Annotated in this window: 11 protein-coding genes, 2 tRNA genes and 1 pseudogene; 12 read left to right on the top strand and 2 right to left on the bottom strand. The window is 68.0% G+C overall.

The window, feature by feature from the left end; all coding sequences use genetic code 11:
• The first annotated feature begins 75 nt into the window (after window positions 1-75).
• The 5 genes from C8D78_RS06495 to C8D78_RS06475 all read left to right on the top strand — a co-directional run bounded on the left by C8D78_RS06495 (window position 76) and on the right by C8D78_RS06475 (window position 6253).
• Window positions 76-1461: a cystathionine beta-synthase gene (locus tag C8D78_RS06495; RefSeq protein ID WP_120951273.1), complete on the top strand. Its 1386-nt coding sequence runs from the start codon at window positions 76-78 to the stop codon at window positions 1459-1461.
• Between the two features lie 17 nt (window positions 1462-1478).
• Window positions 1479-2699 carry a cystathionine gamma-synthase gene (locus C8D78_RS06490; protein WP_120951271.1) on the top strand — a complete coding sequence of 407 codons (1221 nt, stop codon included), beginning with the start codon at window positions 1479-1481 and terminating at the stop codon, window positions 2697-2699.
• An 81-nt stretch (window positions 2700-2780) separates the two neighbouring features.
• Window positions 2781-3329: a winged helix-turn-helix transcriptional regulator gene (locus tag C8D78_RS06485; RefSeq protein WP_244208276.1), complete on the top strand. Its 549-nt coding sequence runs from the start codon at window positions 2781-2783 to the stop codon at window positions 3327-3329.
• On the top strand, window positions 3326-4735 hold the full coding sequence (locus C8D78_RS06480) for an MFS transporter (protein WP_120951267.1): 1410 nt from the start codon (window positions 3326-3328) through the stop codon (window positions 4733-4735). Before C8D78_RS06485 ends, C8D78_RS06480 begins: the two co-directional genes overlap by 4 nt.
• 99 nt (window positions 4736-4834) lie before the next feature.
• Window positions 4835-6253 (top strand): glycosyltransferase 87 family protein, encoded by a 1419-nt coding sequence (locus tag C8D78_RS06475; protein WP_120951265.1) that lies wholly within the window; start codon window positions 4835-4837, stop codon window positions 6251-6253.
• Window positions 6254-6386: 133 nt separating this feature from the next.
• Here C8D78_RS06475 and C8D78_RS06470 read toward each other — a convergent pair whose 3' ends face one another.
• The gene (locus C8D78_RS06470; RefSeq protein ID WP_120951263.1) at window positions 6387-7577 is read right to left on the bottom strand and encodes an acyl-CoA dehydrogenase family protein; all 1191 of its coding nucleotides are present in this window, start codon (window positions 7575-7577) and stop codon (window positions 6387-6389) included.
• 237 nt (window positions 7578-7814) lie between these two features.
• On the opposite strand from C8D78_RS06470, the gene C8D78_RS06465 reads away from it, so the two are divergent.
• The 7 genes and pseudogenes from C8D78_RS06465 to C8D78_RS06435 all read left to right on the top strand — a co-directional run bounded on the left by C8D78_RS06465 (window position 7815) and on the right by C8D78_RS06435 (window position 14764).
• Window positions 7815-8468 (top strand): MOSC domain-containing protein, encoded by a 654-nt coding sequence (locus tag C8D78_RS06465; protein WP_120951794.1) that lies wholly within the window; start codon window positions 7815-7817, stop codon window positions 8466-8468.
• A 390-nt stretch (window positions 8469-8858) separates the two neighbouring features.
• Window positions 8859-10985 (top strand): DEAD/DEAH box helicase, encoded by a 2127-nt coding sequence (locus C8D78_RS06460; RefSeq protein WP_120951261.1) that lies wholly within the window; start codon window positions 8859-8861, stop codon window positions 10983-10985.
• A gap of 232 nt (window positions 10986-11217) precedes the next feature.
• Window positions 11218-11289: transfer RNA gene (locus C8D78_RS06455), tRNA-Thr, on the top strand.
• Window positions 11290-11351: 62 nt separating this feature from the next.
• A tRNA-Met gene (locus C8D78_RS06450) sits at window positions 11352-11425 on the top strand.
• Window positions 11426-11616: 191 nt separating this feature from the next.
• A pseudogene (yidC, locus tag C8D78_RS06445) lies at window positions 11617-12396 on the top strand (membrane protein insertase YidC); the annotation flags it as partial.
• 17 nt (window positions 12397-12413) lie between these two features.
• On the top strand, window positions 12414-13073 hold the full coding sequence (locus tag C8D78_RS06440; RefSeq protein ID WP_120951257.1) for an NAD(P)H-binding protein: 660 nt from the start codon (window positions 12414-12416) through the stop codon (window positions 13071-13073).
• A 119-nt stretch (window positions 13074-13192) separates the two neighbouring features.
• A complete protein-coding gene (locus C8D78_RS06435) occupies window positions 13193-14764 on the top strand; it encodes a Na+/H+ antiporter (RefSeq protein WP_120951255.1) in 1572 nt (523 codons plus the stop codon).
• A 106-nt stretch (window positions 14765-14870) separates the two neighbouring features.
• Here C8D78_RS06435 and C8D78_RS06430 read toward each other — a convergent pair whose 3' ends face one another.
• Entirely contained in the window at window positions 14871-18020 is a 3150-nt protein-coding gene (locus C8D78_RS06430) for a M43 family zinc metalloprotease (protein ID WP_120951253.1), read from the bottom strand.
• Window positions 18021-18077: the final 57 nt, after the last annotated feature.

Below are 18077 nucleotides of genomic sequence, written 5' to 3'. Positions count from 1 at the left end.
GGCTAATCGTCGCACCTCGGGGCGCCGGAGCCGCGCCGACGTGCCTGCCGCTCCGGAGACGGTAACTTTGTACCTATGAAGTATGCCCAGTCCGTTCTGGACCTCATCGGCCACACGCCGCTCGTCAAACTCAACCACGTGACCGACGGCATCGCAGCCACCGTCCTGGTGAAACTCGAATACCTCAACCCCGGCGGTTCCATCAAGGACCGCATCGCGGCAAAGATGATCGAGGAGGCCGAACGAACGGGCAAGCTCCTGCCGGGGGGCACCATTGTGGAGCCGACGTCGGGCAACACCGGCGTTGGCCTGGCGCTCGTCGCGCAGCAGAAGGGCTACCGGTGCATTTTCGTTGTGCCGGACAAGGTCGGCGAGGACAAGCGGGCCGTGCTCCAGGCCTACGGCGCCGAAGTGGTGGTCACGCCCACCGCGGTCCCCCCGGACAGCCCGCAGAGCTACTACGGCGTCTCGGACCGGCTCGTCACCGAGATCCCGGGCGCGTACAAGCCGGACCAGTTCTCCAACCCGGCCGCCCCGGCAAGCCACTACGAATCCACCGGGCCGGAGATCTGGAACGACACCGACGGCCGGGTCACGCACTGCGTGATCGGCGCCGGCACCGGCGGCACGATCACCGGCACCGGGCGGTACCTCAAGGAAGTTTCCGCCGGGCGGTCCGAGGCCGACGGCGGCGTCGTCAAGATCATCGGCGCGGATCCCGCCGGCTCGGTGTACTCCGGCGGAACCGGCCGCCCGTACTTTGTCGAGGGTGTCGGCGAGGACATGTGGCCGGCCAACTACGACAAGTCCGTCCCGGACGATGTCATTGCCGTGAGCGACGCCGATTCCTTCGCGATGACTCGCCGGCTTGCCCGCGAAGAGGGCCTGCTGGTGGGCGGATCGTCCGGCATGGCGGTTGTGGCCGCGCTGCAGGTCGCCGCGGACCTGCCGGCGGACGCCGTCGTGGTGGTCATCCTGCCGGACTCCGGCCGCGGCTACCTGGCCAAGATCTTCAACGACCAGTGGATGCGCTCGTACGGTTTCCTGGCCAGCGGGGACGAGGCGTCCGTGGGGGAGATCCTCAAGGCCAAGACCGGTGAACTCCCGGACCTCGTCCACATCCACCCGAACGAGTCCGTCCGCGATGTCATCAACATCATGAACGAGTTCGGCGTCTCGCACATCCCGGTCCTGTCCCAGGAACCGCCCGTGGTGATGGGCGAGGTGCTCGGCGCCGTGGACGAGCGCACGCTCACGGCCAAGCTCTTCAAGGGCGAGGCCAAACTTTCGGACAAGATCTCCGAACACATGGAGGCCCGGCTGCCCGTGATCGGCTCGCTCGAATCGATCTCGACCGCCCGTGAACTCCTCTCCGACGCCGACACCCTCATGGTGACGTTTGTCGGCGCTCCGGTGGGCATCCTGACCCGCCACGACCTCCTCGCGTACCTCAGCAACTGACCAGTTCAAGGAGTCCCATGTCCCAGCCAGAAAACTCTGCCTCGAAAACCCCGGGTTTCAACACTCGCGCCGTCCACGCCGGCCAGGCCTTCGAGCCACGCACCGGCGCGGTGGTGCCGCCCGTGCATTTCTCCACCACGTACGCCCAGGACGGGATCGGCGGACTGCGGGCCGGCTATGAGTACGGCCGCGGCACCAACCCCACCCGTGATTCGCTGCAGGAGCAGCTGGCCGCACTGGAGGGCGGGACCGCCGCATTCTCCTTCGGCTCTGGCCTGGCCGCCGAGGACTCCATGATCCGTGCCCTCACCCGCCCCGGCGACCACATTGTGCTCGGCAACGACGCCTACGGCGGAACCTACCGCCTCATCAGCCGGGTCCTGGGGGAGTGGGGCATCGGCAACACCCCCGTGGACATGTCCGACCTCGACGCCGTCGCCGCGGCCGTCGCGGCAGGCGGCACCGCCGACAGCACCATCGCCGGCGGCGGCAAGACCCGCCTGGTGTGGGTGGAGACGCCGTCGAACCCGATGATGAAGATCACCGACATCGAGGCCCTCGCCAAAGTGGCCCACGACGCCGGCGCCCTCCTCGTCGTGGACAACACCTTCGCCTCCCCGTACCTGCAGACCCCGCTCGCCCTTGGCGCCGACGTGGTGGTGCACTCCACCACCAAGTACATCGGCGGCCACTCGGACGTGGTCGGCGGCGCGATCGTGGTCAACGACCCGGAACTGGCGGAGAAGATCGGCTTCGTCCAGTTCGCCGTCGGCGCCGTGTCCGGCCCGATGGACGCCTTCCTCACCACCCGCGGCCTGAAAACCCTCGGCGTGCGCATGGACCGGCACAGCGAGAACGCCCAGGCCGTGGCCGAATGGCTGCTCGAGCGTCCCGAGGTGGAGGCCGTGCTGTACCCCGGCCTGCCCTCGCACCCCGGCCACGAGCTCGCCAAGAAGCAGATGAAAAAATTCGGCGGCATGATTTCCGTGCAATTCAAGGGCGGCGAGGCCGCGGCGCGCAAGGTGGCCGAATCGACGTCGGTCTTCACCCTGGCCGAGTCTCTGGGCGGGATTGAATCGCTCATGAACTACCCCTCAGAGATGACGCACGCCTCCGTCAAGGGCACCGAACTGGCCGTGCCGGTCAACCTGATCCGGCTTTCATGCGGCATCGAGGACGTGGAAGACCTGATCGCCGACCTCGAGGCCGCGCTCTCGACGCTGGAACCCGGCAGCTAACCACCGCCCCGGGCCCCGGCAGCCATATCCCGCGGCGGCCAACCCTAGCTTTCTCTAAGAGAGTCAGCTAGGGTTGGCCGCATGGCACTCCGATCCGACTGGTCCCAGCGGACCTGCAGCATGGCCCGCGGCCTCGACATCCTCGGCGACCCCTGGAGCATGCTCGTCCTGCGTGAGGTCTTCTTCGGCAACGGCCGCTTCGAGGCCATGAAAGTCCGGCTCGGGGCGGCCGATTCGGTGCTCACCAGGCGGCTCTCCGGCCTCGTGGACGCCGGGCTCCTCACCCGGCGGCCCTACGACGACGGCGGCCGCACCCGCCAGGAATATGTCCTCACCACCAAGGGTGAGGATGCCCTGCCGGTGCTCAACGCCGTCGTGATCTGGGCCGAAAAGCACCTCCCGGCGCCCTCCGAACAAGCCCACATGTTCGTCATCCACAACGGCTGCGGGGCGAGGACTTCCTCCGCGGACACCTGCACCTCCTGCGGCGACCCTCTGACGGCCGCGAACACGAGCTGGCACAGCCTCACCCGCACCACGGACCCCGTGCCCCTGGCCTCGGCTGGCACGCGGGCCCCTGCCCCGGGCCGCCCCGTCCCCACCCGCCCCGAGAACGGAACCGCCGCATGAGCGCCCCCGACACCACCCTGAGCCCCGCGCCGGTCCGCCGCCGGCTCCACCCGGCGTGGACGGTGGCGGCTGTCGCCTTCCTCGCACTCGTCGGCGCCGCCGGGTTCCGGGCAGCGCCCGGCGTGCTGATGATCCCGCTGCAGAACGAGTTCGGGTGGTCCACCACCGTGCTGTCTGCCGCGGTCAGCATCAATCTCGTCCTCTTCGGGCTCACCGCACCGTTCGCAGCCGCCCTCATGGAGCGCTTCGGCATCCGCGCCGTCACGGCCGTTGCCCTCATGCTGATCGGCGCCGGCAGCGCCCTGACGGTCCTGGTGACCCAGTCCTGGCAGATCCTCCTGACATGGGGACTGCTGATCGGCCTCGGCACCGGCTCCATGGCCCTGGTCTTCGCCGCCACCGTCGCCAACACCTGGTTCGCCAAGAGCCGCGGCCTGGTGATCGGCATCCTCACCGCCGGCAGCGCCGCAGGACAGCTCGTGTTTTTGCCCTTCATCGCGCAACTGGCCCAGGACCCGGGCTGGCGGCAGGCCTCGCTCCTCATCGCCGCCGGCGCCCTGGCCGTGGTGCCGCTGGTGCTGAAGTTCCTGAAGAACTCACCGGCCGAGATCGGCGTGCTGCCCTACGGGGCCGCGCCCGCAGCTGCAGGCGGGACCGCCGGGGCAGACTCGACCGGACGCGAAGCTGGCGCGCACGAAACTGCCGGGCCCGAAAGTGCCGGGACAGAAGCCGCCGGGCCCGAAATTGCCGCGCACGGCGTGGCGGAGCCGCGCCGCAACGCCGCGGTCCGGGCCCTGCAGGTCCTCAAGCGGGCCAGCAAGGTGCGCACCTTCTGGGCTCTCGTGGCGGGCTTTGCGATCTGCGGCGCAACCACCAACGGCCTGATCGGCACCCACTTCATCCCCTCCGCGCACGACCACGGCATGCCCGAAACCACCGCGGCCGGCCTGCTCGCCGTCGTGGGCCTCTTCGACATCGTCGGCACCATCGCCTCCGGCTGGCTCACGGACCGCTTCAACCCCCGGATCCTGCTCGCCGTGTACTACCAGTTCCGCGGGATCGGCCTGCTGGTCCTGCCGCTGCTGCTCAGCGCCACGGTCCAGCCCAGCATGATCGTGTTCGTGGTCATCTACGGCCTCGACTGGGTGGCCACGGTGCCGCCGACCGCCGCCATCTGCCGCCAGGTTTTCGGTGCCGACGGGAGTGTCGTCTTCGGCTGGGTGTTCGCGGCACACCAGCTCGGCGCGGCCGCCGCGGCCCTGGCCGCAGGCGCGGTCCGTGACGCGACCGGCCAGTACACGTACGCCTGGTTTGCCGCCGCCGCCATGTGCACCATCGCCGCCGTCATCAGTGCCTCCATCCGCAAGGACGCCCGGAAGCCGGAGTCGGTCCCGGTTCCGGCTTAGCTGTTCTGTAGACTGACCCGGACAGCGAGGGCGCGTTTCCGCCCGGACGGAACCGACCAAACGGCCAGCGTCTACACCAGCAGCCCGATTGGGGTAAACATGTCAGTGCTCGATTCCGACGCCGGATCGGCCCGGCCCGCCTCGAAACCGGCCTCCTCTAATCGGCCCGGCCCGAAGCCGTTCTCCTCTGATCGGCCCGGCCGGCGGCTGCCCGATCAGCGACTGCTCCGGCTTTCCGTTCTCCTGGCCATCGCTGCGGTGGGGTACTTCATCTGGGTCTCACTCGGCGTCTGGGCCAAGCAGGGGCTGGACTTCAGCGTCTACTGGTACGGCGGCAAGATCCTCAACGACGCCGGCGCGGCGCCGTCAGGACTGTACACGGGAAACGTGGACTGGGCCGGCGGCCCCAAGCTGATGTTTACCTACCCGCCGTTCGCCGCCCTGATCTTCGGGCTGCTGGCCCGGTTGCCGGAGGCCGCGGCGCTGACCTTGTTCAACAGCGCCGGCGCCGTCGTGGCGATCCTGACCGCAGGCCGCGCGGTCCGGTACTGGAACGCCCGGACGGACTGGCGCGCCACCTTCCGGTCGCCGGGCAACTGCTGGGCCGCCGCCGCGTTGGTCCTGGCGGTGCTCAATCTCGGCCCGTGGCGCGAGACCCTGCTGTTCGGCCAGATTAACATCCTGCTAATGGGCCTGATCGCCGGGGACCTGCTGACCCGCAACCCGCGCTGGATGCGGGGCTTCCCCGGCAGTGGCTTCCTGGTGGGCGTCGCCGCGGGCATCAAGCTGACCCCGCTGGTGTTCGGGCTGTACTTCCTGGTCCGCAAGGACTGGCGCGGACTGGGCAACATGGCTGCGGGCTTCGCCACCACGGTGGTGCTGGGCTGGCTGTTGCGTCCCGTGGAATCACTGCAGTTCTGGCTCCGGATGCTGCCGGACACGTCCCGGCTGGGCGGCGCGGGCTACGTGGACAATCTCTCGCTTAAGGGCGCCCTCCTGCACTTCGGTGTTCCCGAGTCACAGGTCACCGTGCCCTGGCTGGTGCTGAGCCTGGCGGTCGCGGCCCTCGGCGCCGGGGTCATCAAGGCGGCCAGCGACCGGGGCGCCCGCGTCGTCGCGGTGTCGGCGACGGCGCTCACCATGCTGTTGATCAGCCCGGTCTCCTGGTCCCACCACTGGGTGTGGGTTGCGGCGGTCTTTCCGGCTTTCGCATGGACACTGCGGGAAACCCCGCGCCGTTACGCCGGGATGCGCTGGACCATGGGCGGGGTCCTGGGCATCTCGATCCTGGTGTTCCTGTTCTCGCCGAAGACCATCGGCACGGCGCTGGGCGCGGAGAACCTCGATGTGCAGACTCCCGGGTTGTGGATCATGGCCTCCAGCGCCGGGGTCTTCTGCGCCGTGGCCATCCTGGCGTGCTGGCTCGTAGCCCTCCGCCGGGAGTCCCTGCCGGCGGACATTGAACTGGGGTCCGAACCTGCTGCTGACCGGGACGTCCGGGCCGGCTCCACGCTGTAACCGTCGTATATAAGCGTCATATCCACGGGCGTCGCTGCAGGCGCGGACCCGCGGGCAGCGTTAGATGCGCGCCCGGATGGCGTCTCACGCCACTGTTCGCTGCTCAAGGCCGTCCGATAGTCACAACGGGGGCCTACCGGAACGCGGGGAGCCCCGTGATGTGCTGGCCCAGGATCAGGGTGTGGACCTCGTCGGTACCCTCGTAGGTGCGGACGGACTCCAGGTTGGCGGCGTGCCGCAGCGGGGAATAGTCCAACGTGATGCCGTTGCCGCCCAGAATGGTCCGGGCCTCCCGGGCAATGCTGAGCGCTTCCCGGACGTTGTTCAGCTTGCCCAGAGAGATCTGCTCGGGACGCAGCGCGCCGGCGTCCTTGAGCCGGCCCAGATGCAGGGCCAGCAGGGTGCCCTTCTGGATTTCCACGAGCATGTTCACAAGCTTTTCCTGCGTCAGCTGATATCCGGCCAGCGGCTTGCCAAACTGCAGCCGGTCCTGGGCATAGGCCAAGGCCGCCTCGTAGGAATCCCTGGCGGCACCCATCGCGCCCCAGGCGATCCCGTACCGGGCCTCGTTGAGGCAGGAGAACGGGCCGCGCAGCCCCTGCGCCGCCGGAAGCAGGGCCTCCGGGCCCAGCCGCACGGCGTCGAACGTGATGTCGCACTGGATGGAGGCGCGCATCGAGAGCTTCTGTCCGATCGGCGTCGCGGTGACCCCCGGGCTGCCGGCCGGGACGAGGAAGCCACGCACGCCGTCGTCGGTCATGGCCCACACCACCAGCACATCGGCCACGGATGCGAGCCCGATCCAGCGTTTGGCGCCGTCCAGGACCCAGCCGGCATTCTCGCCGGCGCCGTCGCGGCGGGCAAAGGTCTTCATCGATGCGGGGTCCGAGCCGGCCGTGGGCTCGGTCAGGGCAAAAGCGCCGATCAGCTCGCCGGCGGCCATCCGGGGGAGCCACTCCTGCTTCTGGTCTTCGGAGCCCCACTTGTGGATGGCCGTCATGGCAAGGGAACCCTGCACGGAGACAAACGTCCGGATCCCGGAGTCGCCGGCCTCGAGTTCCATCGCCGCGAGGCCGTACTCGACAGCCGAGCGGCCGGGGCAGCCATAGCCCTGAAGATGCATGCCGAGCACACCGAGTTCGCCAAGTTCCGGGGCAAGGTCCAGGGGAAACACGGCGTCGTCGTACCAGCCGGCGATGCCCGGACGGATCCGTTGGTCCGTGAAATCGCGGACGCGCTCGCGCACTGCGCGCTCCTCCGCGCTCAGCAGGGAATCGATCGCCAGGACATCGGACACGTTGGAAAGGTAGGCCTCGTTGCTCATGCCAGCATCCTACGGCGGGCCGGCCTGCACCGTTGCGCCGACGTTCCTGCCCGGTTCCTTCCGGACCCGGGCGCGGACCCCGGCCGACACTCCGGTGTCGCCGGGCTGTCCGGCGACGTGCCGGAAAGCAACCGGGCTGGAGCGTCGCACGGGGCCCGGCAGCCTGCGGGGAACTTGTCCCGCCCGGCCCAGCGTTGAGTCCGGTCCCGGGCCGTGCCGCAGGCCTACACTGGTGCCATGGAAACCGCATCTGTGCTTGCTGTCTGCCGGGTCCACGAGCTCCTGGAGGACCCGGGCAGCGTCGGGGTCACCGCGATCGACAAGCGTCCCGTGGAGGGACCGGTGCGGGTGCACAAACTCGGCCTGCGCGGCGATATCCAGGCGAGCCGGATCCACCACGGCGGCGAGGACCAGGCACTCTACGCCTATTCGCAGGACGACGCCGACTACTGGGCCGCCGAGCTCGGGCGGGACCTGCCGCCGGGCATCTTCGGAGAAAACCTGCGGATCACGGGCCTCAGCGCCTCCAACGCGGTGATCGGCGAACGCTGGAAGATCGGACTGGACGTCGAGGTGGAAGTGACTTCACCGCGCGTGCCGTGCGCCACGTTCCAGCGCCGGATGGGCGAGCCGCACTGGGTCAAGAGGTTCAGCGAGGCCGGCCGGGTGGGCACCTACCTCCGGGTGGTCCGGACCGGCAGCATCGAAGCCGGAAACCACATCCACCGTCTCTTTGTCCCCGCCCACGGCGTGACCATCGCCAAGTGGTTCACCGACCCCACGCTGGAGGACATGGAGGCCCTGCGCGACGCCGACGCCGACGGCGAGATCCGCCTCCAGCCCGAGTATCACGAGCGTTTCGAGTCGCTGCAGCGCCAGTTCGGGGTCTAGCCGCCCGGCGCCGGTGTGCGCAAGCTCACCGGCCGCCATCGGCCCCTCAGCTACCACTGTTCTGATTCATGCCCTACACTTGAAATATCCCCCACTCCGGAAATCCCTTATTCCTGCCCAATTCTTGAGGCAGGACTGGCAAGTGTTGGGGCCCGCAACTGTGATGCGGGCATTTTCATAGGGAGAGCCGGCAAAAGAAAACGCTGTACAGACTGCTGGGATAGCAGCCAAGAGATGCAGCGGGAAGTCCTGCCACGGGATTGCGAAAGCGCCGGACTTCTATGTGACCCGCCGGTCAACCGTACGCCCGGCAATTCGTGTCACGCGTACTGCGGCTCCGCTCACCTCGGGTTGTGCCGCTTGGCCCCTATGGATGAGGAAATTTCACCTATGCCCGAAAATCAGAACAACTCCGTCGACACCGAACTCGCCACCGAGAACAACCAGGCCGACGTCGAGACTTCTGAAACGGCTGCACCCGCAGCCGGCTCCGCCCCGGAATTCACCGAGGCTCCTGCGAACTTTGAGGCTCCGGCCGCAGAGACCGCCCCGCAGGCTGAAACCAAGACCGAGGCCGTTTCCGCCCCGGCCAAGGACGAGGACGCCGAGGAAGAAGGCGTCAAGTTCGTAGACCTCGGCATCGACGGCCGCGTCCTGGCCGCCCTGCAGGACGTCGGCTACGAGAAGCCGTCCCCGATCCAGGCAGCAACCATCCCGCTGCTGCTCGAAGGCCGCGACGTCGTGGGCCTGGCCCAGACCGGCACCGGTAAGACTGCAGCATTCGCAGTACCGGCACTGTCCCGCCTGGCCGAGCTCCACGACCTCAACGGCCCGTCCCGCAAGACCCAGGCCCTGGTGCTGGCTCCCACCCGCGAGCTCGCCCTCCAGGTCGCCGAGGCCTTCACCTCTTACGCCAAGCACATCGATGACTTCACCGTCCTCCCGGTATACGGCGGCTCCGCCTACGGCCCCCAGCTCGCAGGCCTGCGCCGCGGCGCCCAGGTGGTTGTCGGTACCCCCGGCCGTGTCATCGACCACATCTCCAAGGGTTCCCTCGACCTGTCCGAACTCCAGTACCTGGTGCTGGATGAGGCCGACGAGATGCTCCGCATGGGCTTCGCCGAAGACGTTGAACAGATCTTCCAGCAGACCCCTGCGGGCCGCCAGGTTGCGCTGTTCTCCGCCACAATGCCGAGCCAGATCCGCCGGCTCTCCAAGCAGTACCTGAACAACCCGGCCGAGGTCCAGGTCAAGTCCAAGACCACCACGGGCGCCAATACCCGCCAGCGCTACCTGCAGGTCATGGGCCCGCACAAGCTCGATGCGCTGACCCGCATCCTCGAGGTCGAAGAGTTCGAGGGCGTCATCGCTTTCGTGCGGACCAAGATGGCCACCGAGGACCTTGCCGACAAGCTGCGCTCCCGCGGCTTCCAGGCTGCAGCCATCAACGGCGACATCCCGCAGCAGCAGCGTGAGCGCACGGTCGAGGCCCTGCGCGACGGCAAGATCGACATCCTGGTTGCCACCGACGTCGCCGCCCGCGGTCTCGACGTCGAGCGCGTCAGCCACGTGGTCAACTACGACATCCCGCACGACACCGAGTCCTACGTCCACCGCATCGGCCGCACCGGCCGCGCGGGCCGTTCCGGCGACGCGATCCTGTTCATGACGCCGCGGGAGAAGTACCTGCTGCGGTCCATCGAGAAGGCCACGCGCCAGCCGGTTGAGCAGATGCACCTGCCCACCGCCGAGTCGGTCAATACCCTGCGCCTGGGCAAGTTCGCGGAGAAGATCACCGAGACGCTTGCCTCCGAGGACGTCGCGGCCTTCCGCGACCTCATCGCCTCCTACGAGGAAGAGCACAACGTCCCGGCCGCCGAGATCGCCGCCGCACTGGCCGTCATGGCCCAGGGCGGGCAGCCGCTCCTGGTCAAGGAACTGCCGGCCGCGCCGGAGTTCCAGAAGCGCGAGCGCTCCAAGGACGGCTTCGGCTCCCGCGGCCCGACCCGCACCCTGACCGAGGGCAACGCCACCTACCGGATCGCCGTCGGACGCCGCCAGCGCGTCATGCCGGGTTCCATCGTGGGTGCCATTGCCAACGAAGGCGGCATCTCCTCGGCCCAGATCGGCGGCATCGACATCCGTTCGGACCACTCCCTCGTGGAGCTCCCGGCGGACCTGAGCGCCGATCAGCTGAAGGCCCTGTCCCGCACCCGGATCGGCGGCGAGCTGATCCACCTCGAGCTCGACAACGGCCGCAAGCCCTCCGGTGACCGCGGCTCCTACCAGGGCAACCGCGGCGGCGACCGCGGTGGGGACCGTGGCGGCTACTCCGGTGGCAGCGGCAACTTCAAGGGCAACGGCGGCTTCAAGCGCGAGTTCCGCAAGGACGGCGAGCGGTCCTCCGCTGACCGTGGCGGCCGCTCCTTCAGCGAGCGCTCCGAGCAGCGCACCTTCGGCGCCGACACCCGCAAGCCCCGCACCGAAGGCGGCTTCAAGCCCCGCAACAAGTGGTAATCACCAGCACTAACTGAGAACGGGCCGGCTCTTGAGCCGGCCCGTTCCGCTTTAACCATTCCACCCGCATGTTCGCTTCATCACACCCCGCGCAGAATGCCGTCCGGGGGTGGCGCTCTTGGCTCCCCGGAGCGCCCCGGAAGCCCGGATTTCCGCCACATTCGGCAGGTCCGACGCCGTCCGGCCGCCGATTTGTTGGTGGACGAATCTTCCGGTAGAGTATTTACTCGTTGCCCCCCTAGCTCAGTGGTAGAGCGCGTTCTTGGTAAGAACGAGGTCACCGGATCGATTCCGGTGGGGGGCTCTGAATGAGGGCCTGTGTCAAGGCGGTTTTTGACCGGCTTAGCGCAGGTTTTCCTCATTTATGGCGGTGTAGCTCAGTTGGTTAGAGCGCACGACTCATAATCGTGAGGTCGGGAGATCGAGCCTCCCCACCGCTACAGAACAACCCCGCAGGCCAGGCCTGCGGGGTTCTTTTGTCTTAACCCCGGTTGCCCTATCACGTATGGTCCCCACCGGCGCCCGATAGCAGCCACAGGTGATAGCGCAACGGGGACGCGGGACCGGGCGGAACCGTGACAAGCGCCCCGGTTCGCCGTAGCTTTGCTGCATCTGACGGACGGGGATATCGGTGGACCTTTTGGGATCGGTCTTGGCGCCGTTCAAATGGCTGGTCTCGGCCATCATGGTCGGCTTCCATGACGGACTCAGCACCATCGGCATGGCGCCGGCCGGCGGCTGGACCTGGACTCTGTCCATCATCGGGCTGGTGCTGGTCATCCGTGCCGCCCTAATTCCCGTCTTCGTCAAACAGATCGAGGCCCAACGCCGGATGAGGCTCCTGCAGCCGGACCTGAAGAATCTGCAGGACAAGTACAAGGGCAAAACAGACCAGCTGTCACGCCAGGCCATGGCCCAGGAACAAATGGCGCTGTACAAGAAGCACGGCACCAACCCGTTCTCGGCCTGCCTGCCCATGCTGATCCAGATGCCGTTCTTCTTCGCACTGTTCCAGGTCCTCTCCGGCATCGGCTCGGCGGCCGGCCAGAATCAGGGCATAGGCGCCATGAGCGCCGAGCAGGTCAAGCAGTTCGACGAGTCCACCATCTTCGGCGCCCCGCTCTCCGCGTCCCTGCTCCATGGCAGCGACGGCAACCAGACCGCCGTGTGGATCCTCTCCATCGTGATGATCCTGGCCATGACGGCCTCACAGTTCATCACCCAGCGGCAGATCCTGGCCAGGACCGTGGCCGAGGACGCCGTGCCGAGCCCGCTCATGGCCCAGCAGAAGATCATTCTTTACAGCCTGCCGGTCGTCTTCGGCGTGGGGGGCATAGTCTTCCCCATCGGTGTGCTGATCTACTGGACCACCACAAACCTCTGGACCATGGGGCAGCAGTTCTTCGTCGTGTGGGACAGAATAGGTCCATGACGCGCATCGCAATCATCGGCGGCCACGGCAAGGTGGCTTTGGAACTGTCCAGGATTCTCGCAGCAGACGGGCAGGAGGTCACCTCCTTCATCCGCAACCCGGCCCACGCGGCCGACGTCGCGGCCACGGGCGCCACGCCCTCGGTCCTGAACGTGGAGAACGCGGCGACGGCGGAGATCGCCGACGCCCTGAGGGACCACGACGCCGTGGTGTGGTCCGCCGGTGCCGGCGGCGGCAGCCCCGAGCGGACCTACGCCGTGGACCGGGACGCAGCCGTCCGCTCGATGGACGCAGCGGCGGAGGCCGGCGTCGGGCGCTATGTCATGGTGTCCTATTTCGGCGCGGGGCCGGATCACGGTGTCCCCTCGGACAACGGCTTTTACGCCTATGCGGAAGCGAAGGCCGCCGCGGACGCCTACCTGCGCGGCTCGGGGCTCGAGTGGACCATTCTGGGCCCCGGGGCCCTCACGGACGGACCCGGGAACGGGATGATCGACGTCGACCCCGCCGATACGTCAAAGGGAACCGACACCGCCCGCGCAAACGTCGCCCTGGTGGCGGCTGCGGTCCTCGGGCTGCCGGCCACGATCGGGCGCACCATCGAGTTCCGGGACGGCACCTTACCGCTTGCGGCCGCACTGCAACCCGAGTCCTAGGAGCCCCCGCCGGAGCCGTTCGCCCCGCACCGGCGGCGGAACCCAGGCCGATAGGCTAGTGGGGGAGGTCCGTGCATCCACCCGGGATGTGCGCGGACGCCTCCTTGGGAAGCAGGCACATGGACCAGCTGGCGCTCATCGTCGGACTGCTGCTGGCCACCGTGATGGCCGTGGGGCTGGGAGACCGGCTCAGGCTGCCCTACCCGGTGCTAATGCTGCTCTTCGCGGCCGCCCTGACGTTCATTCCGGGCTTCCCGGAAGTGCAGATCCCGCCCGAGCTGATCCTGCCGGTCTTCCTTCCGCCGCTGCTCTTCGCAACGGCCCAGCGCAGCTCATGGGCCGTCTTCCGGGTCCGCTGGCGCACCTTGCTTATGCTCGCGGTCGCGCTCGTGGTGGTGTCCACCGCGGTGGTGGCCGGCGCGGCCTGGCTCATGATCCCGGGCATCGGCGTCCCGGCCGCGATCGCGCTGGGGGCGATGGTGGCCCCGCCGGATCCCGTCGCCGTGGATTCCATCGCCAGCCGGGTGCACATGCCAAGGCGGCTCATCAATGTTCTGCAGAGCGAGGGGCTCTTCAATGACGCCGCCGCCATCGTCATCTTCCAGGCCGCCGTGGCCGCCGCGGCCGCCGGCACGAAAATCGCCTCCGACGTCGTCCTCCAGTTCGTTCTCGGCGCCGCGATCGCAGTGCTCGTCGGGATCGGCATGGGCTGGCTCACGAGCCTGATTACCCGGCTCGTGGCCTCGATGGTGGCCCGCAGTGCCGTGACCCTCGTGGTGCCGTTCGCCGCCTACATCCTGGCCGAGGAAGTGCACGCCTCCGGGGTGATCGCCGTCGTCGTCACGGCCCTGGAAATACAGCGCCACTCCAGGCCGCAGGATGCCGCCGAAAGGGTCACCCGCACCGCGTTCTGGGATGTGGTGGAGCTGCTGATCACCGGGCTGGCGTTCGGGCTGGTGGGGCTGGAAGTACGGCAGGTCATTCAGGAGGAGGGCAGCGCCGTCCTTGGCATGGCCGGGAGCGCGGCCGTTGTGTGCGTCCTGGTGTTCGCCGTGCGGTTTGCGTGGCTGGCCATGATGTCCGGCTTGTCGCGGGCCAGGAAGGACGTCCTGCGCCCTACGTCCGCGAAGGACGTGCTGATCCTGACTTGGTGCGGCATGCGCGGGTTGGCCACGCTGGCGCTGGCGCTGGCCCTCCCCTTGACCATCGCGGACGGCACGCCGTTCCCGGCCCGGAGCCAGTTGCTGGTGATCGCCTGCGCGGTCCTGCTGGCCACCCTGGTGTTGCCCGGGCTCACGCTGCCGTGGCTCATGCGGGTCCTGAAAGCGTCCGAGGACGGCTCGGAGGAACGCGACGCGGCCCGCGTCCTCGCCCGCCGCGCGCAGCAGGCAGCGATCGCCGCGCTGAAGGACAACGCGCTCATGAAGGAGCTGCCGGCGGAGAAAGTGGCGTTGGTGAAGGAGAAGATGACCAGGCTGCATGCGGAGCTGCTGGACGGCAGCCTGAAAAACGAAACCGCGGGGGAAAAGCGCAAGCGCGGCCGCGAACTCGCCATTGCGGTGCAGACGATCGCCCTCGATGCGGCCCGCCAGGAAGTGGTGACGGCCCGGAACGAGCCGGGCATGGACCCGGAAGTCGCGGACCGGGTGCTGCGGCAGCTGGATTTGCGCACCATGATCATGCCCGAGTGATGAGCCCCTGGGGTTTAACCCGGGTGGGATGGAACGGTAACGGGGGCGCCCGGGCGGTTGGTGGCCCGTCAAGGCCGGCGGCCGCCGGCTGAGTGCAGCAACCAGCCTAGGGGAGCACTACGCTGCCTTGCGCGGCAGACCAAGTGATCGTTCCGTTTTGGAATCGCTGGCTGCAGGCGCCGGTGACCAGATCGCAGTTCTGCGCTGAAGCCGGATAGCCAAGCCGTCCCTTTTCATAGCCAAGGCTGCCCCAGGTGGTGCGGATGGGACCCGAGGTGGCGAACGCGCCGGTCGCGGGGGACCAGTGGATGGTGCCGCCCTGGAAGCTCTGATAACAGCCGCCGTTGATCAGCCCGCAGGTTTCTTTGCCGGCGGGGTAGCCCAGGTTGCCTTTTTCGAAGCCGAGGCCCGCCCAGGTGGTGCGGATGCCGCCCCAGGTGGCGAAGGCGCCCGTGGCGGGGGACCAGTGGATGGTGCCGCCCTGGAATGCCTGGTAGCAGCCGCCATTGACCAGCCCGCAGATTTCATTGCTGACGGGGTACCCGAGTTTGCCGTTTTCATAGCCGAGGCCGCCCCAAGCCGCACGGATGGCTCCCCAGGTGGCGAAGGCGCCGGCGGCGGGCGACCAGTGGATGGTGCCGCCCTGGAAGCTCTGGTAGCAGCCGCCGTTGGCCAGCCCGCACGTTTCCTTGCCGGCGGGGTAGCCGAGTTTGCCCTTTTCGAAGCCGAGGCCCGCCCAGGTGGTGCGGATGCCGCCCCAAGTGGCGAAGGCGCCGGTGGCGGGCGACCAGTGGATGGCCCCGCCCTGGAACGCCTGGGAGCAGCCGCCGTTGACCAGTCCGCAGACCTGGCTGGCTACGGGGTAGCCGAGCTGTCCTCGGGAGGAACCAAGGGCCGCCCAGGCGGTCCCGATGGGCCCAGAGGTTGCGATGGCGCCCGCCGCAGCGGTCCAGTGAATGAATCCTCCCTGGAAGGACTGATCGCAGCTCCCGTCCTGTCCGCAGGTTGCGTTGGTGGTTGGGTAGGCGAGTTTCCCGTTTTCGTAGCCCTGGGTGCCCCACGCCTTACGGATCGGGTCCCACGTGGCGAACGCTCCGACGCCGGGCGCGTAATAGACGGCACCGCCCTGGAACGCCTGGGAGCAGCCTCCCTGAACCAGCCCGCAGACCTCACCGGCGGTAGGGTAGCCGAGCTTCCCGTTTTCGAAACCGAGGTTCGCCCACGCGCCGCGGATACCGCCCCATGTGGCAACCGCGCCGGTGGCGGGCGACCAGTGGATGGTGCCGCCCTGGAACGTCTGGTAGCAGCCGCCGCTGGTCAGGCCGCAGGTTTCAGTGCCGGACGGGTAGCCGAGTTTGCCTTTTTCATAGCCCAGGCTCGCCCAGGTGGCGCGGGTGGCACCCCAGGTCGCGAAGGCGCCGCTGGCCGGCGACCAGTGGATGCTCCCGCCCTGGAACGTCTGGTAACAGCCGCCCCCGGTCAGTCCGCAGATCTCATTGGACAAGGGGTAGCCGAGCTTGCCGTTCTCGTAGCCCGTGGCGCCCCACGCCGTGCGGATCGCGCCGAGGGTTGCGATGGCCCCGCTGGCCGGCGACCAGTGGATGGTGCCGCCCTGGAATGCCTGGTAGCAGCCGCCCCCGGTCAGGCCACAGCTCTGACCGCTGGTCGGGTAGCCAAGCTTGCCGTTTTCATAGCCCAGGGCGCCCCAGGAGGCGCCGATCGCACCGACTGTTGCCACTGCTCCGGTGCCTGGTGTCCAGTGGACAGAGCCGCCTTGAAAGTTTCTGTAGCACCCGCCGGCCCGGAGACCGCACGTGACGGTGGATGTCGGGCTTCCCAGGGCGGGTGTGGCGGTCGCGACAGGGTCGATTGCCTTGCCGGCGATGGAGAGCAGGGACTCCACCGTGACGCTTGCCGAGGTGGAGGTGATCGCATCGATGCTTACCCGCGTGCCTGCGTGGGTGGTAAAGGTCTGTCCCGGCTGCCAGGTCTGGCGGGGGTTGTAATAGCCGGCAAACGGCCTGGAATCCGGCAGCAGAATCAGCGAGCCGGCCCCCAACTGCTGGACGATCTTGACGCCACTGTTGAGATCCACAGCCTCGGTGGTGTCATAGCTGACAGGCAGCCGCAACTCGAGGAAATAGGTTTCGCCGCTCACGGGATCCGTGAACTTTGCTGCCCGGCTCGCGGCGGTACCGGCCCATGCCGTCAGGGTGAATTTCTTCATGCCGGTGAGCGGCCCTGCGTCAACGATTTCATCGCCGCGGCCAAAGCCGCCATAGGCCCAAAGAGTTGAGCTGATGGCGGGCTGGGTGCGCTGGGAGATGCCCATCAGATCCAGGCTGTCGCCGTATTCACGGATGCTGCAGCTGGAATCGGCGAACGTCCCGTCCGGGTTCGTGGCAACATCCTGGGCGCCGCTTCCACACTGGAGGCTGTTTGCGTGCATGAGTCCGAGCACGTGTCCGAACTCGTGCGTCAGGACGCTGTTGGTCAATGTCGCCGGGAGCGGCATGATGACCCGCCCGCTGAGCCCCGGATAACTCCAGCCCGCGCCATATGCGCCGTCAGAGAGCGTGGGCGTGGACACGAAGATCACAAGGGCGGTATTGGTGCTGGGAGTCCACCCGAGTTCCCCGGCAATGGTGTTCATCATGTCCGGGTAACGCTGCGTCGAGGTGGCCTTGCTGGTACGGCTCTCCACCTTGGTCACCGTCATCGACAACCGGCCGTTGGACATGGTCTTCCAATAGTTGCTGCTGTTGGTGATGGCAGCCTGTGCTGCTGCTTGCGGGATGGTCGCCTTCTTGTCGGCCAGCTGGACCAGGACCAGGCGTACTTTGATGTCGCCGGAGCGGGTCAGCGCGAAGGACTGTGTGGTGAATGCCGTCGCGGCGGCGCCGGCGGGTGCGCCCTTCCTGCCGGCCGGGGGCGGGTTTTCGAACGTGTGCGCAATGAACGGCTCGCCGGAGCCTCCCCCCGGCAGTGACTCCATGGTCGTGAGCGGCGGGTTCACGCCGGCAGTGGCGGAGGAAGTCGGAGACGGCCGGGCCGTCGTCACGCCGGGTGCTGGGGCGGTGGTGGCTGACGGCGTCGGGGTCGTTGCCGGAGCGGCGAGAGTTGCCGGAGCAGCGGCAGTCACCGGAGCTGTTGGCGTTCCGGTCGCGACCGGCGTCGGTGACTGCACAGCGTAAGCTGGCGTGCCGGCAGCCGAAACCAAGCCAAGGACAAGCGCGGCGAACAACGCAGTCTTCATCCGTAAAGAGTTCACGTTTATCTTTCATGAGACCGCCGTCCAGCCGACGGGTCAGCT

The organism is Arthrobacter oryzae (genome assembly GCF_003634095.1).
Lineage (GTDB): Bacteria > Actinomycetota > Actinomycetes > Actinomycetales > Micrococcaceae > Arthrobacter > Arthrobacter oryzae.
This window is presented reverse-complemented; position numbering and strand designations above follow the sequence as displayed.